The 24,431-nt window shown below is 58.2% G+C and carries 23 protein-coding genes and 1 pseudogene; 13 read left to right on the top strand and 11 right to left on the bottom strand.

Annotated elements, in window-relative coordinates:
* Positions 1-27 precede the first annotated feature (27 nt).
* Positions 28-123 (bottom strand): annotated as a pseudogene (locus PSAKL28_RS27530) (YebG family protein); the annotation flags it as partial.
* Between the two features lie 237 nt (positions 124-360).
* Between PSAKL28_RS27530 and PSAKL28_RS22160 the strand changes: the two are divergent.
* The 8 genes from PSAKL28_RS22160 to alaC all read left to right on the top strand — a co-directional run bounded on the left by PSAKL28_RS22160 (position 361) and on the right by alaC (position 8,901).
* Positions 361-867, top strand: a complete 507-nt coding sequence (locus PSAKL28_RS22160; protein ID WP_038614565.1) for a disulfide bond formation protein B — start codon at positions 361-363, stop codon at positions 865-867.
* A gap of 564 nt (positions 868-1,431) precedes the next feature.
* On the top strand, positions 1,432-2,376 hold the full coding sequence (cyoA, locus tag PSAKL28_RS22155; protein ID WP_038614564.1) for a ubiquinol oxidase subunit II: 945 nt from the start codon (positions 1,432-1,434) through the stop codon (positions 2,374-2,376).
* Between the two features lie 3 nt (positions 2,377-2,379).
* The gene (gene cyoB / locus PSAKL28_RS22150; protein ID WP_038614563.1) at positions 2,380-4,398 is read left to right on the top strand and encodes a cytochrome o ubiquinol oxidase subunit I; all 2,019 of its coding nucleotides are present in this window, start codon (positions 2,380-2,382) and stop codon (positions 4,396-4,398) included.
* Between the two features lie 3 nt (positions 4,399-4,401).
* Entirely contained in the window at positions 4,402-5,031 is a 630-nt protein-coding gene (locus PSAKL28_RS22145) for a cytochrome o ubiquinol oxidase subunit III (RefSeq protein WP_026001353.1), read from the top strand.
* A complete protein-coding gene (gene cyoD / locus PSAKL28_RS22140; protein WP_038614561.1) occupies positions 5,032-5,364 on the top strand; it encodes a cytochrome o ubiquinol oxidase subunit IV in 333 nt (110 codons plus the stop codon).
* Positions 5,365-5,375: 11 nt separating this feature from the next.
* Complete coding sequence (gene cyoE, locus PSAKL28_RS22135) at positions 5,376-6,263, top strand: heme o synthase (protein ID WP_038614560.1); 888 nt, start codon at positions 5,376-5,378, stop codon at positions 6,261-6,263.
* 150 nt (positions 6,264-6,413) lie between these two features.
* Positions 6,414-7,541 (top strand): hypothetical protein, encoded by a 1,128-nt coding sequence (locus PSAKL28_RS22130; RefSeq protein WP_038614558.1) that lies wholly within the window; start codon positions 6,414-6,416, stop codon positions 7,539-7,541.
* A 145-nt stretch (positions 7,542-7,686) separates the two neighbouring features.
* The gene (gene alaC, locus PSAKL28_RS22125; RefSeq protein WP_038616947.1) at positions 7,687-8,901 is read left to right on the top strand and encodes an alanine transaminase; all 1,215 of its coding nucleotides are present in this window, start codon (positions 7,687-7,689) and stop codon (positions 8,899-8,901) included.
* Positions 8,902-9,112: 211 nt separating this feature from the next.
* On the opposite strand, the gene PSAKL28_RS27790 is transcribed toward alaC, so the two are convergent.
* From PSAKL28_RS27790 to PSAKL28_RS22090, 7 genes are all read right to left on the bottom strand, one after another.
* Positions 9,113-10,096, bottom strand: a complete 984-nt coding sequence (locus PSAKL28_RS27790) for a hypothetical protein (protein WP_157687064.1) — start codon at positions 10,094-10,096, stop codon at positions 9,113-9,115.
* Positions 10,093-11,025, bottom strand: coding sequence for a hypothetical protein (locus PSAKL28_RS26570; protein WP_257011827.1), 933 nt, complete (start codon positions 11,023-11,025; stop codon positions 10,093-10,095). The genes PSAKL28_RS27790 and PSAKL28_RS26570 overlap by 4 nt, the downstream gene beginning before the upstream one ends.
* Positions 11,026-11,106: 81 nt before the next feature.
* Entirely contained in the window at positions 11,107-12,036 is a 930-nt protein-coding gene (locus PSAKL28_RS26565) for a hypothetical protein (protein WP_257011826.1), read from the bottom strand.
* Positions 12,037-12,117: 81 nt separating this feature from the next.
* Positions 12,118-13,056 (bottom strand): hypothetical protein, encoded by a 939-nt coding sequence (locus PSAKL28_RS27430; RefSeq protein ID WP_084589135.1) that lies wholly within the window; start codon positions 13,054-13,056, stop codon positions 12,118-12,120.
* Positions 13,047-15,740: a toxin VasX gene (locus PSAKL28_RS22100; protein ID WP_038614555.1), complete on the bottom strand. Its 2,694-nt coding sequence runs from the start codon at positions 15,738-15,740 to the stop codon at positions 13,047-13,049. The genes PSAKL28_RS27430 and PSAKL28_RS22100 overlap by 10 nt, the downstream gene beginning before the upstream one ends.
* Positions 15,737-16,303 carry a DUF4123 domain-containing protein gene (locus PSAKL28_RS22095; protein WP_051939521.1) on the bottom strand — a complete coding sequence of 189 codons (567 nt, stop codon included), beginning with the start codon at positions 16,301-16,303 and terminating at the stop codon, positions 15,737-15,739. The genes PSAKL28_RS22100 and PSAKL28_RS22095 overlap by 4 nt, the downstream gene beginning before the upstream one ends.
* A complete protein-coding gene (locus PSAKL28_RS22090) occupies positions 16,300-18,339 on the bottom strand; it encodes a type VI secretion system Vgr family protein (RefSeq protein WP_038614554.1) in 2,040 nt (679 codons plus the stop codon). The genes PSAKL28_RS22095 and PSAKL28_RS22090 overlap by 4 nt, the downstream gene beginning before the upstream one ends.
* 315 nt (positions 18,340-18,654) lie before the next feature.
* Here PSAKL28_RS22090 and PSAKL28_RS22085 point away from each other — a divergent pair, with 315 nt between their 5' ends.
* The 3 genes from PSAKL28_RS22085 (at position 18,655) to PSAKL28_RS22075 (ending at position 20,242) form a co-directional block, all read left to right on the top strand.
* Entirely contained in the window at positions 18,655-19,032 is a 378-nt protein-coding gene (locus PSAKL28_RS22085; protein WP_038614553.1) for a YkgJ family cysteine cluster protein, read from the top strand.
* A 92-nt stretch (positions 19,033-19,124) separates the two neighbouring features.
* Positions 19,125-19,685, top strand: coding sequence for a GNAT family N-acetyltransferase (locus PSAKL28_RS22080; RefSeq protein ID WP_038614551.1), 561 nt, complete (start codon positions 19,125-19,127; stop codon positions 19,683-19,685).
* A gap of 2 nt (positions 19,686-19,687) precedes the next feature.
* The gene (locus tag PSAKL28_RS22075) at positions 19,688-20,242 is read left to right on the top strand and encodes a hypothetical protein (RefSeq protein ID WP_038616937.1); all 555 of its coding nucleotides are present in this window, start codon (positions 19,688-19,690) and stop codon (positions 20,240-20,242) included.
* Here the strand turns inward: PSAKL28_RS22075 and PSAKL28_RS22070 are convergent.
* Positions 20,239-20,718 carry a DMT family transporter gene (locus PSAKL28_RS22070; protein ID WP_038614550.1) on the bottom strand — a complete coding sequence of 160 codons (480 nt, stop codon included), beginning with the start codon at positions 20,716-20,718 and terminating at the stop codon, positions 20,239-20,241. The genes PSAKL28_RS22075 and PSAKL28_RS22070 overlap by 4 nt on opposite strands.
* Before the next feature lie 89 nt (positions 20,719-20,807).
* Between PSAKL28_RS22070 and PSAKL28_RS22065 the strand changes: the two genes are divergently transcribed.
* Positions 20,808-21,710, top strand: coding sequence for a LysR family transcriptional regulator (locus PSAKL28_RS22065; protein ID WP_038614549.1), 903 nt, complete (start codon positions 20,808-20,810; stop codon positions 21,708-21,710).
* 165 nt (positions 21,711-21,875) lie between these two features.
* A complete protein-coding gene (locus tag PSAKL28_RS22060) occupies positions 21,876-22,259 on the top strand; it encodes a lysozyme inhibitor LprI family protein (protein WP_084589134.1) in 384 nt (127 codons plus the stop codon).
* Positions 22,260-22,265: 6 nt separating this feature from the next.
* On the opposite strand, the gene mnmH is transcribed toward PSAKL28_RS22060, so the two are convergent.
* Both mnmH and selD read right to left on the bottom strand, forming a co-directional pair.
* Complete coding sequence (gene mnmH / locus PSAKL28_RS22055) at positions 22,266-23,372, bottom strand: tRNA 2-selenouridine(34) synthase MnmH (RefSeq protein WP_038614548.1); 1,107 nt, start codon at positions 23,370-23,372, stop codon at positions 22,266-22,268.
* Positions 23,372-24,406, bottom strand: a complete 1,035-nt coding sequence (gene selD, locus PSAKL28_RS22050) for a selenide, water dikinase SelD (protein ID WP_038614547.1) — start codon at positions 24,404-24,406, stop codon at positions 23,372-23,374. Before selD ends, mnmH begins: the two co-directional genes overlap by 1 nt.
* Between the last annotated feature and the right edge of the window lie 25 nt (positions 24,407-24,431).

The following is a 24,431-nucleotide window of genomic DNA, read 5'->3' as shown; positions in this document are numbered from 1 at the left end:
TAGGTATAGACAAGATTATGCGGAACGCAAAACAAGCATCTTGTCGTGACGGTCAGCTTCAGCTTTATCCATGAACAAGCGCTCCAGATCGCGGCTGCTGCGGTATACCACTTCGACGGCCATTCATCACCTCACATGCCTTTTGAATATCGATGTGTTCGACACTGTTTATTTGTACAGTGTTAATGATAGGGTAATCCACAGGACTAAGATAGTGGCAATTCAGCATTCTGCTTTGCGCCGCTGGCCATGCCAGCCTGAGCAAGTCTGGCGCGGCACTTTTACCGTTCTTAAAGGTCTGGTTGAGCGTGTAGAATTGCGGGCAGGCAGTCGAGCCATTCAGTCAACCAAGGATATGCAATGAACGAGCAAACATCGCGCCTGAACCGGGAACGGCGCTTTCTGGTACTGCTGGGGGTGATCTGCCTGGCCCTGATCGGCGGTGCCTTGTATATGCAGGTGGTGCTCGGCGAAGCGCCTTGCCCGCTGTGTATCCTGCAACGCTATGCGCTGTTGCTGATTGCCGTGTTTGCCTTTATTGGCGCTGCCATGCCCGGGGTGCGCAGCCTGACTGTCCTCGAAGGCCTGGTGGTGCTCAGTGCTATCGGCGGCATCGCTGCCGCCAGCAACCATGTGTATATTCTGGCCAACCCTGCGGTCAGCTGTGGCATCGATACCCTGCAGCCGATCGTCGATGGTTTGCCGCTGGCGTCGGTGTTGCCGCTGGTGTTCCAGGTCGATGGATTCTGTTCCACGCCCTATCCGCCGGTATTGGGTCTGTCACTGGCGCAATGGGCGCTGCTGGCCTTCACCCTCACGGCTGTTCTGGTGCCCCTGGGCATCTACCGCAACCGTCGCAAGCCTTAGACAAAAGTCACGTGTTGATGCAAGTCTGATGTGCAATGGAACTTTCATTCGGTGTCGCACCCGCCTTGATCTAGATCAAGTCTGAGACCTTGTAATACAAGGGCTTCAGGGGTATTGAACGGGGTGCGACAAACTGTCGCGAAACTGATTTTTCAGGCTTGATTATTGTCAATTCTGTAAAAGACTGTTGCTCAATTAGTCATAGTCATTGAATGACGACCTATCTACAATCGCCCCCAATTTCCGTTCGGCACCGCTTGCGAGTCGCAGGATTAAAGGAGCTTCAGGGCTCTTTTTGCTGACTCTGACGAGCATCGCCTGCGGCGATGCCGGGCTGACCCCCCTCCGTGATTTCCCGCACCAAATGGAATTGGTCTGAACACAGGCCTGTTGCCTACGAAGTCAAAACAATAAGCACCGTAATACCCGGTTTATGCCGAGCCGCCGCAGCTGGCCTCAAGGCATGACCGTATTCGATCCCATAAATGCTGACACTTGGCAGGACGAAGTGTTGGCGACCAAAACACAAATTGCATTGAAGCAAGCTGCTCTAGAGGTCGTGAGATGAGTAAAAAGCGTTACCCCAGACTGTTTGGCATTCTGCCCTTTTTAGGCATGCTTTTACTCAGTGGGTGCAACTGGACCCTGCTCGACCCGAAGGGCCAGGTCGGCATTGAGCAAAAGAACCTTATCCTCATCGCTACCGGCTTGATGTTGCTGGTGGTGATTCCTGTCATTTTCATGACCATCGCGTTCGCCTGGAAGTATCGCGCTTCCAACAAGGCTGCCACTTACACCCCTGACTGGTCGCACTCGACCAAGATCGAAGTGGCGGTCTGGACCATCCCGGTTCTGATCATCATCGCCCTGGGCTATGTGACCTACAAGACCACCCACGAGCTGGACCCGTATCGTCCGCTGGTTTCCGATGTGAAGCCGGTGCAGATCGACGTGGTCGCCCTGGACTGGAAATGGCTGTTCATCTACCCGGAACAAGGCATTGCCACGGTCAACAAGATCGTCTTCCCGGCCAACACCCCGGTTAACTTCCGCGTGACCTCCGACTCGGTAATGAACTCGTTCTTCATTCCGGGCCTGGGCGGCCAGATCTACGCAATGGCTGGCATGACCACCAAGCTGCACCTGATCGCCAACGAGAACGGCGAGTTCGACGGTATCTCGGCGAACTACAGCGGTGCTGGCTTCACCGGTATGAAGTTCAAGGCAACTGCCACCTCCCAGGCCGATTTCGAGGCATGGGTGAACGAAGTCAAGCAATCGCCTAAACAGCTGGATGCGGCTGAATATGCGGCATTGGCCAAAACTAGCGAAAACAATCCAGTCGCGCTGTACAGCGTGGCCTCGCCTGAGCAGTTCCAGTCCATCGTCGACAAGTACGAAGGCATGAACCGCGGTCGGCCGGTCCACGAAAAAGAGCAGAGCAAAGAAGCGGCCGGTACCGAAGGGATGGACGTGAGTATGCATTCAGCTGCTGGGGCAGAGGAGTAAGAGATGTTCGGTAAACTAAGTCTGGATGCGATTCCGTATCACGAGCCGATAGTCATGGTGACACTTGCCATGATCGCGCTCGGCGGTATCGCGTTGATCGGTGCAATCACCTATTTCAAAAAATGGACCTACCTGTGGTCCGAGTGGCTGACTTCGGTCGACCACAAGAAAATCGGGGTGATGTACATCATCGTCGCGATGATCATGCTGCTGCGCGGCTTTGCCGACGCCATTATGATGCGCACGCAGCTGGCCATGGCCACCGGCGGCTCCGAGGGCTACCTGCCTCCCGAACACTATGACCAGATCTTCACCGCTCACGGTGTGATCATGATCATCTTCATGGCAATGCCATTCTTCACCGGCCTGATGAACCTGGCCCTGCCTCTGCAGATCGGTGCGCGTGACGTTGCCTTCCCGTTCCTCAACTCCCTGAGCTTCTGGCTGCTGGTGTCCGGCGTCGTGCTGGTCAACGTGTCCCTGGGTGTCGGTGAGTTCGCCAAGACCGGCTGGGTAGCTTACCCACCGCTTGCGGGTATCCAGTACAGTCCTGGCGTGGGTGTCGACTACTACATCTGGGCGCTACAGCTATCGGGTCTAGGTACGACGCTAACGGGTGTCAACTTCCTCGCCACCGTGCTGAAAATGCGCGCGCCTGGCATGAAGCTGATGGACATGCCGATCTTCACCTGGACCTGCACCTGGGCCAACGTCCTGATCGTTGCTTCGTTCCCGATCCTGACCGCCGCTCTGGCACTGCTGACTGTTGACCGTTATCTGGACTTCCACATTTTCACCAACGAGCTTGGTGGGAACCCGATGATGTACGTCAACCTGTTCTGGGCCTGGGGTCACCCTGAGGTTTACATCCTGATCCTGCCGGCCTTCGGTGTGTTCTCGGAAGTCACCTCGACCTTCGCTGGCAAACGCCTGTTCGGCCACAAGTCGATGATCTACGCTTCGGGCGCGATCGCGGTACTGGGCTTTGCGGTATGGCTGCACCACTTCTTCACCATGGGTTCTGGCGCCAGCGTCAACACCTTCTTCGGTCTGGCGACCATGCTGATCTCGATTCCGACCGGGGTTAAGCTGTTCAACTGGCTGTTCACGATCTACCAGGGCCGTCTGCGCTTCACCGCGCCGGTAATGTGGACCCTGGGCTTCATGGTTACCTTCTCGATCGGTGGTATGACCGGCGTACTGCTGGCTGTTCCAGGTGCTGACTTTGTTCTGCACAACAGCCTGTTCGTAATCGCTCACTTCCACAACGTGATCATCGGTGGTGCGGTATTCGGCTACATTGCCGGTTTCGCCTTCTGGTTCCCGAAAGCCTTCGGTTTCACCCTGAACGAGAAGTGGGGCAAAGCTGCCTTCTGGTTCTGGATCTCCGGTTTCTACGTGGCCTTCATGCCACTGTACGCACTGGGCTTCATGGGTATGACCCGTCGTCTGAACCACTCCGACAACCCACTGTGGGAACCCTACCTGTACGTAGCCGTAGTCGGCGCCGTGCTGATCCTGTTCGGTATCGCCTGCCAGCTGATCCAGCTGTACGTGTCGATTCGCGATCGCAAGGACAACATGGACGTGACCGGCGACCCATGGGGCGGCCGTACCCTGGAATGGTCGACTTCGTCGCCACCGCCGTTCTACAACTTCGCCACCATGCCTGAGAACGTCGATCTGGACGCCTGGCACGAAACCAAGCAAGCCGGTAAGGCTTACAAGGTTCCGGCCAAGTACGAAGCGATCCACATGCCGAACAACACCTCGACCGGTGTGTTCATGGGTGCGTTGCTCACCGTATTCGGTTTCGCCTTCATCTGGCACATCTGGTGGCTGGTTGCTGCCAGCCTGGTCGGCACCATCGCTGTCTTCGTTGCTCACGCTGCGCGTGACGACCAGGGCTACATGGTTCCTGCCGAAGAAGTGGCGCGTATCGAAGGTGAGCGCATGAAGGCCCTGGGCCTGGCTACCGGTTCGCCGGCTGGCGCGCGTGTCAAATCGTTTGAGCAGGTTTAATCAATGTCCAGTCATGTAATCAATGCAGACACGCATGCTCATGGTCACGACCATGGGCATGACGATCACCACCACGACTCGGGCCAGATGACCGTCTTCGGTTTCTGGCTGTACCTGATGACCGACTGCATCCTGTTTGCGTCGCTCTTCGCCACCTACGCGGTGCTGTCCGGCAGTTTTGCCGGCGGCCCGTCGGGTCACGACATTTTCCAGCTGGACTTTGTCGCGGTCGAAACCGCACTGCTGCTGTTCTCGAGTATCACCTTCGGCTTCGCCATGTTGCAGATGTTCAAAGGCAACAAGGGCGGCGTGCTGGGCTGGCTGGCTGTCACCTTCCTGTTCGGTGCCGGCTTCATCGCGATGGAAGTCTATGAGTTCCATCACCTGATCGCCGAGGGCTTCGGCCCGCAGCGCAGTGGCTTCCTGTCGGCGTTCTTCGCGCTGGTTGGTACCCACGGTCTGCACGTAACCGCAGGTCTGATCTGGATGGCGGTCATGATGTACCAGATCAACAAGCACGGTATCACTGGTACCGCGAAGACCCGCATGAGCTGCCTGAGCCTGTTCTGGCACTTCCTGGACGTGGTCTGGATCTGTGTGTTCACCGTCGTGTATCTGCTGGGGGTTCTGTAAATGGCTAATGCACATAACAGCCACGCCGAGGGCAACCACGGTAGCGTCAAGTCCTATGCAATCGGCTTCATCCTGTCGGTGATCCTGACTGCAATTCCGTTCGGCCTGGTGATGTTCCCGAGCATGCCGAAGGACATCACCATCATGGTGGTGGTGGCCCTGGCGGTCATTCAGGTAGTGGTACACCTGGTGTACTTCCTGCACATGGACAGCTCCAAAGAACAGAGCTCCAACGTGTCGACCTTCCTGTTCACCGTGATGGTCATTGCACTGTTGGTCGGTCTGTCGCTGTGGATCATGTTCAGCATCCACACCAGCATGATGGCGAAGTGAGGTAAGACGACATGTCCGTTAAGCACTTTATCCAAATCACCAAACCGGGGATCATTTTCGGTAACGTGCTTTCTGTGGCAGGCGGTTTCTTCCTTGCCGCGCAAGGGCATGTCGACTTCATGCTGTTCCTGGCCACGGTGATTGGCACTTCGCTGGTGGTGGCGTCCGGTTGCGTGTTCAACAACTGCATCGACCGTGACATCGACATCAAAATGGAGCGCACCAAGAACCGTGCAATGGTTCAGGGCCAGATCTCGCTGAAAGTCGCGCTGGCCTACGCCACCCTGCTCGGGGTGGTCGGTCTTGGCCTGCTGTATGTGCAGGCCAATGCCCTGGCAGCGTTGTTCGGCCTGATCGGCTTCATCATCTACGTGGGTTTCTACAGCCTGTACCTGAAGCGCAAATCGGTGCACGGCACCCTGGTTGGCAGCCTGTCCGGTGCCATGCCTCCGGTGATCGGCTACTGCGCCGTGAGCAACAGCTTCGACCTGGCTGCCCTGACCCTGCTGGTGATGTTCAGCCTCTGGCAGATGCCGCATTCCTATGCCATCGCGATCTTCCGCTTCAACGACTACCTGGCTGCCTCGATTCCGGTCCTGCCGGTCAAGCGTGGCATCCTGGTGGCCAAGAAGCACATCCTCTGGTACATCGTGGCGTTCCTGGTAGCGACTTTGATGCTGACCCTGGGCGGCTACGCCGGTATGAGCTACATGGCGGTTGCTGCCGCCATGGGCATGTACTGGCTGTACATGGCCTGGACCGGCTACAAGGCTGTCGATGATCGCCTGTGGGCCCGCAAGCTGTTCGTGTTCTCGATCTTCACCATCACTGCCCTGAGCGTGATGATGTCGCTCGACACCAAGGTGCCGACCGAGCTGCTGCTGACCTACGCACATTGATACCGATGTGCTGAAAAAAGCCCCGGGCGCAAACGCCCGGGGCTTTTTTTTGCCTGGAAAACCGCTCTCCAAAAGGCAGGATTGCCGACTGATTGACGCGCTTCGCTGTTGTTAGTGTGCGGCCACTTCAACCCGAGGGAGAGCCCCACCATGAGCGTTTTGACTGTGTACTTCTGCGGCACCGGCTCGCACCGTTTCGACGACCGCAACCCCAATTTCTGGAATGGCGAACTGGTCGCGACCCTGGCCGCCAACGACCAGGGCCGCGAGTTCGCCCACTGGATCGCCATCGATGGCCCCGGCAGCGGCAACATGCAAAGCGACGATCTGTTTATCGAGAACAAGGCGTACGGCCTGAGCGGAACCCTGTTTGGCGCAGGTTGGGAACAGAACGTTGCCCATGCCCTGCAGGTGATCAAGGGACGCTGCAACTGGCAACGGGAAAAGTTGACCGAGGAGCAATACAATCGCCTCAAGTCGGCGGGCGCGCCAATCGAGGATGTGAAAAAGGAGGGCTCCTGGTTCTGGCGTCACTATGATTATGGCGACCGTGGCGTTACGCAGCAGGAGTTGCAGGAAGGCATCATCAAGTTGCACCGCAAGGGTGGGCCGATTCCCACTCAGGTCAATATCGTTGGCTGGAGCCGCGGCGGCATCAGCTGCCATATGCTGGCCAACGCCATGGCCGATGACCCCGAGCTCAGCCAGGTGCCGGTGAACATCTTCGCCATCGACCCCGTTCCGGGAATCAACAACCTGCAAGCGCATCGACTGCACCTGCGCGCCAACGTCAGGGAATATGTGGGCTTCTACTCGCGTGACGAACGCTCCAAGGGCTTTGCCTGCGTGATACCGGCAACCCATCCTGATACCCGTACCCACATCTACCCGCTACCAGGGCGACATGCCACGCTGGTGGGCAACGCCTCCAGGGATGGTGCCAGCGATGGCAAGCACCTGCCTGAACCAGGCTTGCTGGTGCGTCACTTTGCCGAAACCTGCCTGACACGCTGGCAGGTGACCCTGCAAAAACGCCTGGCGCTGAGCGACAAGCAGGTTGCCGATTACCTGGATACGCTGGATCGCGACGATGCGCGATACAAGGCCATGCGCGAGCACTCCTACACGCTGATAAGCGAGTCCGAAGGTGACGATCGTCGCGTTCATCAGGGGGAATTCACCAAACCGTTCAGCTATGTGCGCGGTAGCGATCTGCTGCCGTCAACAGGGCTGGATATAGCCACCTGGCGCGCGCTGGAGTTCGAGCCGATCCGCTGACGAGATAGTGCATCGTGGCCGGGTGCCCGGCCACGAGCAAAAGCGCTTTACAGCCACCCTTGCGACGTTCTATCTTGCCGCCTCGGCCACCGCAGTGGCCAACGTCGCTCGGACGGTTCCGGGCGCTTACGTCTTCGAGGAAGCCATGGCTGACCAAGGTTCGCCGCGCCGCTTTGCGCGCATTGATCGTCTCCCCCCTTACGTCTTCAACATCACCGCCGAACTCAAGATGGCCGCACGCCGTCGTGGCGAGGACATCATCGACCTGAGCATGGGCAACCCCGACGGGGCCACGCCGCCGCACATCGTTGAAAAACTGGTGCAGGTCGCCCAGCGCGATGACACCCATGGCTACTCGACGTCCCGCGGCATTCCACGCCTGCGTCGGGCCATCTCGCGCTGGTACAAAGATCGTTACGAGGTCGAAATCGACCCGGAAAGCGAAGCCATCGTCACCATCGGCTCCAAAGAGGGCCTGGCCCATCTGATGCTGGCCACCCTGGATCATGGCGACACGGTGCTGGTGCCCAATCCCAGCTATCCGATCCATATCTACGGCGCAGTGATTGCCGGTGCCCAGGTGCGTTCGGTGCCGTTGGTGCCGGGGGTGGACTTCTTCAACGAGCTGGAACGGGCTATCCGCGAGTCGATCCCCAAGCCGAAGATGATGATTCTCGGCTTCCCTTCCAACCCGACCGCGCAGTGCGTCGAGCTGGACTTCTTCGAACGGGTGGTGGCGCTGGCCAAGCAATACGACGTGCTGGTGATCCACGACCTGGCCTACGCCGACATCGTCTACGACGGCTGGAAGGCGCCGTCGATCATGCAGGTGCCAGGCGCCAAGGACATCGCGGTGGAGTTTTTCACCCTGTCCAAGAGCTACAACATGGCCGGCTGGCGTATCGGCTTCATGGTCGGCAACCCGGAGCTGGTCAGTGCCCTGGCGCGGATCAAGAGCTATCACGATTACGGTACCTTCACGCCGCTGCAGGTGGCGGCGATTGCTGCCCTGGAAGGTGACCAGCAGTGCGTACGCGACATTGCCGAACAGTATCGCCAGCGCCGCAACGTGCTGGTCAAAGGCCTGCACGAACTGGGCTGGATGGTCGAGAACCCCAAGGCGTCGATGTACGTCTGGGCGAAGATTCCTGAGGAGTACGCGCACCTGGGGTCGCTGGAGTTCTCCAAGAAGCTGCTGGCCGAGGCCAAGGTGTGCGTGTCGCCGGGCATCGGCTTTGGTGACTATGGCGATGATCATGTGCGCTTTGCCCTGATCGAGAACCAGGACCGGATTCGTCAGGCCGTGCGGGGCATTCGTCAGATGTTCCGGGCTGATGGGGTGGGCAAGGTTCAGAAGTGAGTCCATCGCGGGGCAAGCCCGCTCCCACAGTGCCATAGCTGTGGGAGCGGGCTTGCCCCGCGATCTGCCGCAAAGCGGCAGCAAAACCCAGCCACGGCGGTGTGAGTGGTGGCTATCACCACCGGTTTGCGCTTGATTTTGGCCCAACTAAGCGCCCGTCAGGCGCACTACTTTTCCACCTCTACCCCCTTCCGAAAGCGCAGGTGAAGCATTAGACGCGATGTTTCGCTTTCAAAGCGGGGGAATGGCCAAAACCCGTTTTCGGTCCAACGGCGTGCCGCGATCCGGCGACCGGCTCCATCTTCCCGCCGTCACGCACATAATCAATGACCTCTTTGACCCGGCGACTGCGTAGCCAGGCAATCCACTGGACAAGCTCGGCGTGTCCCTGCTGCTCAATCATCTGCAGGAAACGCTCCTTCCAGCGCGTACAGGCGCTTTCGCTAAGTCCAGTGCGCCGCTGCAGATCAACGATGCTCTCGCCATTGATCAGCCCTTGGGCAAAGCCCAGCCAGTGTTCTGGATAGTTCAATCGGCACAGCAACGTGCCTTTAATCAAGCTCACCGTGGTCCAACAGCCAGGACAGACAAAAGTGGGGCGTCGCTCATCGACACGCCGCATATCAGGCGAACCACACTTCGGGCAGACAGCCTGGCGAGTGGTCAGCACGTGCTCTAACCCACCCAGGAACGCCTGGGCTTGAGCCGCAATATGCGCGGGTGGCTCCAGCTCGGTTCGATCTTGTCGCGCAGACCACCAGTGGTACAGCGCCGGAAACTCTTTGGCCATCACGGCACGGCATGGCTTGATCCAGCGCCACGTGGTGGTGTGGCAAACACCCAAGGCTTTGGCAGAAGCATAGATGGACCAACCCGCTAACAAGTAATGAGCATAGGCCGACCACAGGTGCGCAAGTCCATATCTCGAGAACGGATGCTTCGTCAGACAGTTAAAGCCTTTATTGCAGGCAATGCAGCGGTAGTAGGGCAGGCGCAGGTTTCGATGGGCTTCCAGCCTGAAACGTGGATGGCCGCACCTTGGGCACTCGACCGGTGATCTATTGGGTAGCTCATGTAAATGCTGGATAAAGGCATCTGCCTGGCTGTGCAGCTCGACGGGCAGGCACCGGTGATAGTCGGGTGGTGTCTGAGCATCGGGTATCGAACTTGAGTTTTCCATATCACTGTTTTTCACTCAGCGCCTTCCCCCTTTTCACATTCCAGATCAACTAGGCGTGTGGTGGGGCCATTGGCTTTTAAGCGTTCAGTAACAAGGCTCGGCCAGCGGTTGCGGGAGCGGCGTTTTGCAATGCGATAGGTGAATTCCTGGATTCTGGCCATGGGGTAAAACATAGGCTCGAGTATCAGCATCGCAAAATCACTGCCACTTAAGTAATTCTTGCCGCCCGCGTCTTTTTTCGGCTGTTTTATCCGCGCCAGGGTATGTTTGAAACTGTCGCTTATTTTGAATCGCACGGCTAACTGACTTTTTACGAAAGCATCCGACTCGCTGTGATTACCGTGTTCGTCAAAGTAAGGGCCATTGTTCATATAGGAACGGATGTATTCCCAAAAGCCTTTTTGTAATGCCAGTGATTTGCCGAAGGGCGCTCCAAGGCTGACCATTAGCGCTGTCTCCGGTTTTTCAAATTTCCACACCCTGATTTCAAGCGAAGCGTTTTGAATGCTACCGATTTGAGCGCCAACTAGCTGAAATTCATTCGCTACAGCGATAATACCATCCCATGGGGTATGGAATAGTTCACCATCGTGATCGAAGTACACTTCTCGGGTGCGGCGGTTGAACAGAATGGGGAGAGGTAATGGTCGTAGTGTTTCCCATAGAAAGGGTAGGACGGATAAAGGTAAAGCTATGGCGAGCATAATACTTAGCCCTTTAAGATCTCCACTTTGCAAAAAGCTGAACAGCCCCAATGCAATCCCTCCTATCCCTCCTATTCCTGCCAGTACGCCAGTCAACATTCCTCGATCAAAATCGCCGCCTGCTTGCAAGGTCAAATAATTTTCGGTGTGCTCATCGACGATAAACAGCTCCATCGGCTGCTCGCCCGTCGATTTGTCCGCCTCAAGTATTACTGTTGGCGTGGGGGCTGGTGTATTCATGTCCATGCTCGTTCTGTGATATTCGCCGCAGGTAGATTAGGTGGGTAACAGAGAAACTCCTCCTCGATGCAGCGCAAATTTCTAGCACCCTCCTAAGTTGTGCTCACTCTCCAGATCAACAAGGCGCGTGGTGGGGCCATTGGGTTTCAGACGTTCGGTAACAAGGCTGGGCCAGCGGTTGCGAGAGCGGCGTTTTGCAATGCTGTAGGTGAATTCCTGGATTCTGGCCATGGGGTAAAACATAGGCTCGAGTATCAGCATCGCAAAATCACTGCCGCTTAAGTAATTCTTGCCGCCCGCGTATTTTTTCGCCTGTTTTATCCGCGCTAGGGTATGTTTGAAACTGTCGCTCATTTTGAATCGCACGGCTAACTGACTTTTTACGAAAGCATCCGACTCGCTGTGATTACCGTGTTCGTCAAAGTAAGGGCCATTGTTCATATAGGAACGGATGTATTCCCAAAAGCCTTTTTGTAATGCCAGTGATTTGCCGAAGGGCGCTCCAAGGCTGACCATTAGCGCTGTCTCCGGTTTTTCAAATTTCCACACCCTGATTTCAAGCGAAGCGTTTTGAATGCTACCGATTTGAGCGCCAACTAGCTGAAATTCATTCGCTACAGCGATAATACCATCCCATGGGGTATGGAATAGTTCACCATCGTGATCGAAGTACACTTCGTGCGTGCGGCGGTTGAACAGAATGGGGAGAGGTAATGGGCGTAAAGTCTCCCATAGGAATGGTGCCAAAAGTAAAGGTATGCCTGTAGAAAATGCCAAGTAGGTGATGTCGAACTCGCCTTGCAGAGCTCCTATAAGTCCAACCCCAAGCATTGTGCAGCCACCAAATCCACCCAAAATACCTGTCAGCATGCCTCGATCGAAGTCACCGCCCGCTTGCAAAGACAAATAATTATCGGTGTGCTCATCGACGATAAACAACTCCATTGGCTGCTCGCCCGTCGATTTGTTCGCCTCAAGTATTACTGTTGGCGTGGGGCTTGGTGTATTCATATCCATGCTCGTTCTGTGATATTCGCCGTAGGTGGATTATGTGGGTAACAGAGAAACTCCTCCTCGATGCAGCGCAAATTTCTAGCCCCCTCCTAAGTTGCGCTCACTCTCCAGATCAACAAGGCGCGTTGTGGGGCCGTTGGGTTTCAAGCGTTCGGTAACAAGGCCGGGCCAGCGGTTGCGTGAGCGGCGTTTTGCAATGCTGTAGGTGAACTCCTGGATTCTGGCCCAAGGGTAAAGCATGGGCTCGAGTATCAGCATTGCAGCATCACTACCGCTTAAGTAATTCCTGCCACCAGCTTCTTTTTTCGCCTGTTTTATTTTTGCCAGGGTATGTTTGAAACTGTCGCTCATTTTGAATCGCACGGCCAACTGGCTTTTTACGAATGCATCCGACTCGCTGTGATTACCGTGTTCGTCAAAGTAAGGGCCGTTGTTCATGTAGGAACGGATGTACTCCCAAAAGCCTTTTTGTAGCGCCAGTGATTTTCCGAACGGCGCCCCCAGGCTGATCATCAGGGCTGTCTCCGGTTCTTCAAATTTCCACACCCTGATTTCCAGCGAAGCGCTTTCAATGCTGCCGATTTGGGTCCCAACCAGCTGAAACTCGTTGGCTATAGCGGTAATACCATCCCACGGGGTGTGGAACAGTTCGCCATCGTGGTCGAAGTACACTTCTCGGGTGCGGCGATTGAACAGAATGGGTAGAGGCAGTGGACGTAGTGTTTCCCATAGAAAAGGAATGCCACACAAAGGGATAGTTATGGCGAGCATTATATTCAGACCTTCAAGATCCCCACTTTGCAAAAAACTGAATAGCCCAAGCCCTATCCCTCCTATGCCTCCTGTTCCTGCCAACACACCTGTCAACCGTCCTCGGTCAAAGTCACCGCCAGCTTGCAAAGACAAGTAATGGTCGGTGTGTTCTTCGACGATAAACAACTCCATCGGCTGCTCTCCCGTCGATTTGTTCGCCTCAAGTATTACGGTGGGCGTTGGGCTTGGTGCATTCATATCCATGCTCGCTCCGAGATATTCACAGCAGGTAGCGTCAGCCCTTCACGTGGGGAGAAAGTTAATTCACCCTCTATACGACGCAAGCTTCTAACACCGACCTCATGGTAAACACGTCGATAAGGGGTGATGCCCGCTGGCACAGGAATGCGGGTACCGCTGTGTCGAGCAAAATCTTCACCTGTCCATTCAACCTTTATGATTTGTTCCGCGTAATATCCGAGAGTGTCGCTCCAGGTCTCCTGGCCTTTGAAGTGGACCATGCTGTCCAACAGCTCGACGTTTTCGCCGGGCAGTTTCAATAGCAGGTAAGTGGAAAAAACTTGCCCTTGATAAGGGTTAAGTTCTGCTAAGCGATAGGCCTCAATGCTGACCGGAAACAGAATGGGATATAGCCTTTCCATGGACTGGGCGTAGCTATGTGCCCAGTCCTCATTGGTTCTAATGCCGAAATAGCTATTCTTGACCCACTGTTCGAGCGGAGTATCTTTTGTGTAGATCCGAGCAATCACGCCACCGATAATCACTGTGGCCAGTCCAAGTAACTTGGCCCCCAGGTGGGGCACTACGTTGAGCCCCCTGGCAATAGCCGCCGCATCCCCGGCTATCACCGCGGCCCGCGCGGCTCGGAATGCCCGGAATGCGTGGACCTGAATCCTGATACTGGCCAGCGACGCGCCAGCCACTACCAAGTTTGCGGACATGGTGTCAAAGTCGCCCATTTGGTAGGCCTCAAAGGCATCTACCCCGTAAAGCACGACATCGAATGCCAGAAAGATGCTTTGCGCCAAAGAAGTGATGGCGGTGAGTTTCAAGGCATTGGCTAAAAGTAGCCGGGATGAAATTGAGGTGCTACCGCTTTGCCGGGCGACTGATGCCCAATTAACCTCGGCCACACGTTGAATTACCGTAGCAGCAGCTGCAGCAACACCAACTGCAGCACCGGCCATGCTAAACGCGCTCTGGTACGTCCGCTTTTCATAAAACTGATCCGATGCCCATATAAAATTAACGCCCGCCACCAACGTCACAATCGACTTGATCGGCGCCTTGCTCAACGCCCCTTTCAAATCAAACACACTGCTCAGATCAGCGCCCGCTGCGAGGTTGACCGGCAATGGCGGCAGTTTGGTACTCGCCGGTACCAGGTGCATAAACGGGATGCTTTCGCTCACCGCACTGGCCAAGGGGGCAACGTTGAGTCTGGCAGGCAGGGTGTTGCGGGTACCTATCAGGTCGCTGTACCACTCGCCCAGTTGCCGCGGCGTGATGCCCAAGGTCTGAATGCGCTGGCCACTGCGGGCCAATGCGGCGGCCATGTAAATGCGTCCGGCGGTGCTGGCGGCATTTTCCGCTTGATGCAAGTGCAGCCCGGCAACCGGTGCGAGGGCTAGAAACAGGGCTTCAATACTGGAGGCCGGCGCACGTTGACTGAGCTTTTCAGCCGTCTTGTTCATTGCCTCTGCATAACCAAAGGCTTTAGTCAGCTGAGTGACGCCGTCCTTGAGCGATGCGCCATTGTCGTGGGCCGTATCACTCAGATCGATGAGGTATTTGATTTCGCCAACGCCCAGCCTTTTGGGTAACCCCAGCAACGCCCAGAGCAACCAGGGTTTGCCTTGTGTGTTACCTTCAAGGCTTAACGTTATAGCCTTGGCACCGGTACTTGTATTCGCCGGGCCCAGGCAGGCGGCAGCGAAATGCACCTCCAGTGCCTCGCGACTGGCAGGCAGCGTAATGTCGAAGTGGCCACAGGCGGTGTCCATACTGGACGGGCCATTCATCTGCAAGGTGTTGAACCAGTCGACCCAGAGCTGCGCCAGTCGGCGCATGTCGACGGTATAGTTGTATGCCTGCGTGTCCTGATCGTCCCAGACGCGGTTCAGCTCCTCATAGCGAGTGATCAAGCGCAACTGCGCTTTCAGTTGCGCGTCGCTATTCATCAACGACTTTAAAACATCCGCAATAGCCCATTCGTCAGCGTGATGTTCCTGATAGTTGTCAAACCCTGCCTTACGGGCGCGCATCAGTGCGGCAAGATCGAGCAGTACACCCCAGGCATCATCAATGACCGCGTAAGTATGTTGGTCGCAGCGCGCCATCTGCTTTTGCACGTTCAGCCAGTTCATTGCCTGTTCCGTTTCAGGCTCGCTGCTCCAGCCGTAGCGCGTTGCATCGCGGTATTCGCCAATATGCTTTTTGATCGCGTCAATCTGGCCGCTGTACGGTGCCACACCCGGCACAAAGGTGCGCATGATGCGCTGGCGCACGGCGGGGTCTTGTTTGGCAGCCTGATACTGCGGCTCACTCCAGCGCACCGGCGACCACACCAAACCGGCAGGCTCGCCTGCCCTGAGCAGCAGGTGGGGCTGGGTTCGGGTATCAATTACCCGCCCGGCCCGTGAGGTTTGCGTGAGTTGGGCCGATTCGACCTGATATTCCACCAGTTTGGCTGGCGTGCTTTCCCAAACGTAGAGCCAACCATCACGCAGCAAGCGCGAGGTGTAATTAAGCGCTCGCCCGCTGACGTCAGGATGGCGCGGGCCAAGCTCAGGAAATTGACAGTTCAGTGGCGGCAGATCATAGGCGCCGACATCGACAGCCGCCGTAGGCCCCAAGGCATAGCGCAACGGCAATACCGCAGCAAGCAGCGGGCACGATCCGTAAGGGGCTTGATCCTGTTGATTCATGAATGGTGCTCCGTGTGGGCCGGCAAACTGAGCGCGTGCATGAGTGCGTCAGGCAAGGTGGTTTGTGCCGCCAGGCCTTTATCCGCCGGAGCGGCATCACGCTCAGGCGCTTCGTTCGTCCATGCACACACCGAGGTGCCGCCATGGCGCAACCAGACGCTCTCCACGCCACACCAAAAACCAGCCGGCCATTGGGCACCGGCCAGGCGTGCGCGATTGAGCGCGGGGCCATCAGCCAGGCGTAACCACAATTCGCGTTGTTGTTCATCAAGAATGCGTAAGCGGCGTTGCAGGAATGGCAGCAATTGCCAGGCACTTTTCTGCGAGGCCAGCCATACACCGCGCTGCAAGTCAGCGCCGCGCCACCACGCGGCATGGGTGGCACTGCCAAGTGAGGCATTGAGTAGAAATGGCCCAGCCCCGGTAATCGGTTCGTATGGGGTTCCCTTGAAAAGTGGCAGGGGATTGTCGGAGCCGTAGTGTTGATTCAGCCAATTGAAGGCATCGTCATACTGAGCGCCGTCAACCAGGAGGAGTCCCTTGTTCGGGGGCATGGAAGTCATGCTTTAGCCTCCTCGGTTTCCAGCGGTTGTCGGGCGGCATCACACACCGGGCAAATGCCGGAGCTGGTTTCGCGGAAAACCGCGTTTTGTTTGAGCAGGGCTTCCATGGGGATGGCGTTGGTGCTGGTTGTCAGTGCGGCCCCAGGTAGCGCCGAGATTGCAGGCATAGCCGCTGCCGGTGCGCCGCCTACGACTATCGGCACACTGCTGAAAATACCGGCGGGACCGATCACGATGTGCTGGCCGCCACCTTTCAAAGTGATACTGGCGCCGGCATCGAGGATCACCTGGGCACCTGCTTTGACGTGCAGTTGCTGGCCGGCGTCAACCACCAATGCTTGACCGATGCGGGTATGGCTGCTGTCGGCGACGTGCAGATAGTCGTTGGCCTTGAGCTCGACCTTGCGATCCGCCGTCACGGTGCGCTGGTCTTCGCCTTCCAGCACCGCAATACTGTTGCCCTTGATGGTTTCCCGGCGTTCGTTACCCACCTGCAGCCGGCTGTCGTTCTCGATCTTTTGCGCCAGGTCGCGCTGGGCCCGCAGGTAGATCAGCTCCTGCCCGGCCCGGTCCTCGATCGACAGTTCGTTGTAGCCACCACTGGCGGGCGAACTGCGGCTGCGCAACACGGTTTTGGTTTTGTTTGCGGGCAAGGGATAGGGCACCGCCGTGCGCGTGTTGGGCACGCAGCCGGTAATCAACGGCTGGTCAGGATTGCCCTCCAGGTAGGTCACCACCACTTCCATGCCGATGCGCGGGATGGTCACTGCGCCAAATTTTTCCCCAGCCCAGCTGGACGCCACCCGTAACCAGCAACTGCTCTTGTCGCTGTTCAGCTCGGCGCGGTCCCAATGGAACTCGACTTTGACCCGGCCATGTTCATCGCAGAAGATTTCTTCGCCCTCAGGCCCGGTGACCCGAGCGGTCTGGCTGACCAGCACCGATTCGCGGGTGACCAGCGGTGGCCGGTAGAACACGTCCCAGGGGATGGCGCTGAAGCTGTTGCGGTAGCCTTGGCTGAAGCCGTCTTCGGGCTGGTTGTCGTTGGTAACTGATTCCTCAAGCACCTGTGGCTGTTTGCCTTCGTGGCTCACACTGAGCAGCAACCACAAGTCGTTGCAGGCTTTACGCGGGTGCTCGCGCAGGTCGAAGAAATGACCGCTGCGCAGTTCAGGCTGATCGCTTTTGCCTTCGGCCAACCGGTAGTCACTGCGGTGCCGTTCCAGGGCCCGGCGGGCAAGCTGCCTGCCGCGCTCTTCGGTGTCGATCAGCGTGGGGTAGCGGTAATCTTCAAGTACCGGAGTGAACTCGGCGGTGAAGCAGTCTTCCACTAACCGACTTGGGCGTTTGAGGTCGTAGTCTCGGCGGGTGACGGTAGTGGTCCGGGTGCTGAAACGCTGGGAGAACTGGCTGATGACCGGGTGATCGGCCACCAGGCCGGCGCCTTGCTGATACGCGGTTGCCCCCAGTTTGGGAAAAAAGACCTGATCGTCGGTGAACACCAGCCGATGACCGTCCGGGCTGTGCTGGTGATGCCAGGCAATGCCTTCTTCACTGCATAGGCGACCGACTAGTTCAAGGTCAGATTCCCCATATTGCGTGCAGTATTCGCGCACCGGGCGGGGGCTGACATGGAAGCTAAAGGCATCGGCCTGGATGCCATGGCCCTGGAGCACCTGGGCGACGATCTGCGGCACCGTCAACTGCTGGAAAATCCGCTGGTTGTGGCTGAACTGCAAGTAATGCAGGGCCGGGACCAGGGTCAGGTGATAGCGGGTCAGGCGTGTGCCGGGCTCGCCGCCCCTGACATCTTCGATACGGCCGTGGATGCCTTCGCCATTCAGGCCAAACTGAAGGAACGCGGGCTGACTGAGCAGGCTTTCCAGATCGAAGTCAGAGTACTCGCTGACCAGCTCGACCTGGATTGCGTACAAGGTACTGATCGTTTCAGTACCGTCAAAGGCCAGCACCTTGAAATCGTTGTGGACGGAAGGGATCAATAATGCGAAGTGCGCAGCATTGGCCGACGCGAACATACGCTTATCCTTAAGCTGAAAAGTGAAAGCAGAGCGCGATGCCCATGCAATAGCCTGGGCAAGCTCAAATTTCAGCGCACGCTAACAAGGCGGCAAAGGAATTGATGTAAGACGCTTCCTAAAGCTCGTGGGAATTTTCGTTATTTCAGATTTCCGAGCGACCAACGCTCATCCAGCGTCTGCCACAACGCATCCAACCGCCCGTCAGACGCATTATTTTTCTACATCTCCCCCCTTCCCAAAGCCTTGGCGAAGCATAGAATGGCGACGGGTTTTCTCCCAATAACGATAAACTTGCCCCCCCGTTTCCTCATCATGTCCGAACATAATCCTTGTTTGAACTGCGGCGCCTGCTGCGGGTTTTTCCGTGTGTCTTTTTTCTGGGGTGAGTGTCAATCGTCCGGAGGTTTGGTGCCCGACGATCTGGTGGTACAGATCAACCCCACCCGGGTGGCGATGATCGGCACCGACAGCAAACCCTGCCGTTGTATCAGCCTTGAGGGTGAGATCGGCAAAGGTGTCAGCTGCGGCATTTATGAGCAGCGCTCCACCCCTTGCCGCGAATTCGAGGCGGCCTGGGTCGATGGTCAGCCCAACCCGAGTTGCGATGCCGCCCGTGCGGCCTATGGCCTGCCACCGCTGGAAGCCAACGAGCCGATCTGGCCAGACGACGAGGGGGCTGCAGTCGCCTGATGACGGTGACGCCAGGCGCCTGTACCCACGACCAGCGCCTGGCAACCTTGAGGTAGACTGTGCGGCTCTTCGGACAGGACAGGAGTTCTACCGTGCCGCACCCCTACACATTCCCCCAGGACCTTTGCCTGCAAAGCCCGCGTTTGCATTTGCGGCCCATGAGTGCCGAGGATGCCGCTGCATGGCTGGCGATCATGGCCGACCCACAGGTCATGCGTTTCTGGAATCACGCGCCCTGGAGTGATATCGACCAGGCGCAGGCAGCGCTTGCGGCTGATCGCCAGGCCTACGCGCGGGGGCAGTTGCTCAAGCTCGGCATCTATCGCCGCGACAGCGATGAGCTGATCGGCATGTGCCAGTGTTCCAACTTCGACAGCGACTCGCGCCGGGGCGAAATCGGCTACTGCCTGGCCACGGCTGCCCAAGGGCAGGGTTTCATGGGCGAGGCGCTGGAACTCTTCGTCAAGTATCTGTCCCGGGACCTGAACATGCGCCGCCTTGAGGCAGAGATCGATCCCCGTAACAGCGCTTCGGCTCGTACCCTTGAGCGGTTGGGGTTTGTTCTTGAAGGGGTGCTGCGCGAGCGTTGGTGTGTGGCCGGGGAACTGTCTGATTCGGGTCTCTACGGTCTGCTGTTCGAGCGTGCTGCGTGATCTTGGCCAACCGTTATGTTTCGCTGACCCTGCTGCTGTTTCTGGCGAGCCTGTGTTTCAACGCCATGTACATGACCGGCGACGGGCGCCTGCACGCGCTGCAAGCGTTGTTGTATGGCCCTTGGGGCCTGGTGTTCGGTATGTATGGCTGGTTCGCCAATCCCTTGCTGGGATTGGCGATGCTGTTGCACCGTCGTTGGCGCTGGGTATCGCTGGTGCTGGGATTGGCCGCCCTGGGTCTGGCATTGAGCAGTTTCGGGATCGACCGGATGCCCGACAATCGCAGCTACAACTTCGTCAACCTTACCCACTTTGCGCCAGGGTTTTACCTCTGGTTGCTGGCGATCTTCGGCTTTTGCCTGGGGCAAGCCTGGTGGTGTCGTCAGGCTCGTCAGGGCGTGCCGATACCCGGCTGGCACTGGTTGGACGGCGCACTGATTGTAGTGCTGGGCTTGGTGATCCATTTTGCCCTTGAAGCGCCCAGCCTCAGGTTTGAAATGAATCGCGCCCTGGAGCCGCAGCCGAGTATCCAGCCGATTGATCCGGACACCATCTAGCGCGTCGTCGAAGTACCCCATTGCACCACAAACATGCCGAGCACAATCAGGCCAACCCCGGCCAGGCGTAGCCCGTTCACCGGCCGCTGCGCCAGCCCCATCAGCCCCCACTGATCAATCAGCAAGGATGACAGCACCTGACCGGCGATCACGCAGACGATGAAGCCGGCGGCGCCCAGGCGCGGGGTGAGCATCAGCGCCGCGGTGATGTAGGCGACGCCGGCCACGCCGCCGAGCCAGGCCCACCAGGGCGCCTGGACCAGGGCGCCGAGCTGCGGCAGCGGCGCGCGCAACACCAGCAGGGCCGGAATCACCATCAGTACGCTCACCCCCAGCGATACCAGCGTTGCCCACAACGGATGGCCAAGCAAACGCCCCAAAGCGGCATTGCTGCCGGCCTGAAACGGCACCGCCGCACCTGCCAGCAAGGCGATGATCAGCGGTAGCAGGGCGGCGGGGGCGAAAGACAGACTCATGGCAAGACTCCTTGAAAATGGCTTGGTAAAGTCTTGGCTATCCATTGTGTTAATGGAAATTCGAATGCTGCACAGGAGTTATTCGCCTGATGGATGATCTGCGCCGTATTGATCTGAACCTGTTGCTGACCCTGCATGCCTTGCTGGTCGAGCAGCATGTATCACGCGCCGCCATGCGCCTGCATCGCAGCCAGCCGGCGGTCAGCCATGCCCTGGCGCAGCTGCGTGAGCTGTTTGCCGATCCGTTGCTGGTGCGCCGGGGTGGGCGCTTGCAGGCCACTGCGCGCGCTCAAGCCCTGCTCGAGCCGCTGCAGCAGGCCCTGGAGCAGCTCGACGGTTTGCTTGCCCATCCCGGCTTCGATCCGCGCAAGGCGCGCCGCAGTTTTCGCCTGGCCATGTCGGATTACGGTGCGCGGGTGGTATTGCCGGGGCTGATGCGGGTGCTGCGTGACGAAGCACCGGAGATTGATCTGGTTGTCATCCAGGGCAGTCGGGAGGCGATGCTGGGGCATTTGTTCGATGGCGAGGCCGATCTGGCGCTTGGGGTGTTTCCGGAACTGGCCGCCGAACTGCGGGTTGAAACGCTGTTTGAAGAGCGTTTTACCTGTATTGCCGATCGCAGCGGCTTGCCGCCTCGTAGTGGGCTCGATCTGCCTGAGTGGCTGGCGCGCCCACATGTACTGGTGGCGGTGCGAGCAGGCATCGACAACGAAATCGACCTGGCCCTCAGCGCCATCGGCGCCCGTCGCCGCGTCGCCCTGGCATTGCCACACTGGGCCGCGGCACAGGAGGTGATTGCCGGTACCGACCTGATCCTCACCGTTGCCCGGCGTAGCCTCGACAACGGCAAGCTGGATCCGCGTTTGCGTCGTTTTGAGCCACCGCTGGCGATCAAGGCATTCGGCTTTCAGCAGGCATGGCATCAGCGTCGGGAAGTTGAAGCAGGCCATCGCTGGTTGCGCGAGCGCGTGGCCCAGGTGTGTGGCCGGTAACCTGTGGGAGCGGCGGTGCGGCGACCCGACTTGTCCCGCGATTGCGGTCAATCAGTCACATCGCATCGCGGGGCAAGCCCGCTCCCACAGACCTATGTTAGATGTCCTATTGTTGCGGAGGCTTGTGCCCGGCATTCTGAGTCCTCCTTACATGGAGTTCTCCTGATGAAGCATCCTCTTTTAACCATCGCTCTGATGACCGCCATTGCCCCCTTCGCCGTCGCCCGGAACGATTCGCCCGCCTACAGCCAATGTATGCAAACCGCCCAGTCCACCCTGGACATGAACAACTGCAACGGCGCCGAGATCGAGCGTCAGGACGCCCGCCTGAACAGTGCGTACAAGAAGGCCATAGCGGCCCTTGAACCGGCTCAGCAAACTCAGTTGCGCGACGCCCAGCGGCTATGGATCAAATACCGCGACGCCAACTGCAAGCTGTATTTCAGCCTCACCGGCGGCACCATCGATCAGCTCAATGGTGCAGGCTGTGTGCTGGACATGACCAAGGCTCGTGCAGATGAATTGCTCAAGCTGAGCGAGCCTGCATAAACCGGGTTATCGATGCCGGGCAGCGCGGGCCCGCAGGTATTCACGCACTTCGACCTGATTGCCGGAAAACTCGATGCGCTCGGCCTTGCTGTCGCGATGAAAGGCATACATCGGGTCGTAGTATTCGCTGAGCAGGCCGCTGATCCAGGCGCGGTGCAGATCGACGGCGCCGCTGCGTTGCTGCTCTTCCAGGGCTTGTTGCAGCAGCGCTGAAAGACGCTGGTAACGCTCACCGCCCAGGCGCTTGAGGATGTTGCCCATGCTCTGCTGCAGGCGCTCTGCGAACAGCTTGAAGCCTTGTTCGCCACCGTGCAGGGCAACGAATTCGGCGCACAGGTTGGTCACGTAGTCGCCCAGGATGCGCTCGACACGGTTGTCGAAACTGTCTTCCAGCCACACCAGCGGGTAATGCTGCATGCCCTGGTACAGCTCCAGCGGCAGTGAGCAACTGCCGACGATTCGGCCTTCGTCTTCCAGCACGAACTGCTCGATACCGCGAGCGCGCTTTTTCAGCACGTCTATCGCCAGGCGGTTTTCGAAGTCGATCTGCACAGGCTGGCCGGTGGCACGTTTGCCGAAACTGGAGCCACGATGGTTGGCGTGGCCTTCCAGGTCGACCGCGTTTTCCAGCAGCTGCAGCACTTCGGTTTTACCCGTGCCGGTAAGCCCGCCGATCAGTACGAAGTCGCATTCGGCAACCGCTTGCTGGGTGGTTTCAAACAGGAAATTACGCATGGCTTTGTAGCCACCGATCACCTTGGGGTAGTGAATACCGGCTTCATCCTTGAGCCACTGCTGGACGATCTGCGAGCGCAGGCCGCCGCGAAAACAGTAGAGATACCCCTCTGGGTTGGCCCGGGCGAATTCAGCCCAGGCGGCAATACGCTGATCCTTGCTCTGGCCGCTGACCAACTGATGGCCGAGAGCGATGGCGGCCTGCTGGCCCTGCTGCTTGTAGCAGGTGCCAACCTTCTGCCGCTCGAGGTCGTTCATCAGCGGCAGGTTGATCGCGTTGGGAAAGGCGCCCTTGGCAAACTCGATCGGGGCGCGCATGTCCATCATCGGTACATCGTTCAAGAACAGCTGGCGGTAGTCGGTGCTGTTGTCACGCATTACAGCACCTCAACCGCATGGCTCTGTCGCTCAACCAGCTCGCCGATCGGCGCCAGGCTCAGGCCCAGCTCGGCGGCGACAGCGAGAAACTCCGCTTCACCTTCAGGTGCCACGGCGACCAGCAGGCCGCCACTGGTTTGCGGGTCGCACAACAGGTGCTTCTGTTCATCGCTCAGCGGGGCGATTTTCTCGCCGTAGCTGTCGAAGTTGCGCAGGGTGCCGCCCGGCACACAGCCTTCGGCCAGATAGTGCTCGACGCTCGGCAGGCGCGGTACCGCGCTGTAATTCAGGCGCGCACTCAAGCCGCTGCCGTCAGCCAGCTCCACCAAATGGCCGAGCAGGCCGAAACCGGTAACGTCGGTCATCGCCTTGACGCCCGCCAGCTTGCCGAAGCGGCTGCCGGGGGTGTTGAGGGTGCACATCCAGTCGCGGGCCAGGCCCTTGTCCTGGTCGCGCAGCTTGGCTTTTTTCTCGGCGGTGGTGAGGATGCCGATGCCCAGGGGTTTGGTCAGGTACAGGCGGCAGCCTTGGGTAGCGGTATCGTTGCGCTTCATGTGGCGCTTTTGCACCACGCCGGTCACCGCCAGGCCGAAGATCGGCTCGGGGGCATCGATGGAGTGACCGCCGGCCAGCGGAATACCGGCCTCGGCGCACACCGCGCGACCGCCGCGGATCACTTCGCGGGCCACTTCCGGCGCCAGCACGTTGATCGGCCAGCCGAGAATGGCGATGGCCATCAGCGGGTCACCGCCCATGGCGTAGATGTCGCTGATGGCGTTGGTAGCGGCGATGCGGCCGAAGTCGTACGGGTCATCGACAATCGGCATGAAGAAGTCGGTAGTCGAGACCACACCGCGCTCGTCATCGAGGGCGTAGACTGCCGCGTCATCGCGCGAGGCATTGCCGACCCAGAGTTTCGGGTCCAGTGCCTGGGTGCCGCTCTCGGCGAGAATCACCTCGAGCATCTTCGGAGAGATCTTGCAGCCACAACCGGCGCCGTGGCTGTACTGGGTCAGACGAATCGGCTCGCTCATACGCACCTCGAAAAATCGTGAGGCC

This window comes from Pseudomonas alkylphenolica (genome assembly GCF_000746525.1).
In the GTDB taxonomy this organism is placed as follows: domain Bacteria; phylum Pseudomonadota; class Gammaproteobacteria; order Pseudomonadales; family Pseudomonadaceae; genus Aquipseudomonas; species Aquipseudomonas alkylphenolica.
This window is presented reverse-complemented; position numbering and strand designations above follow the sequence as displayed.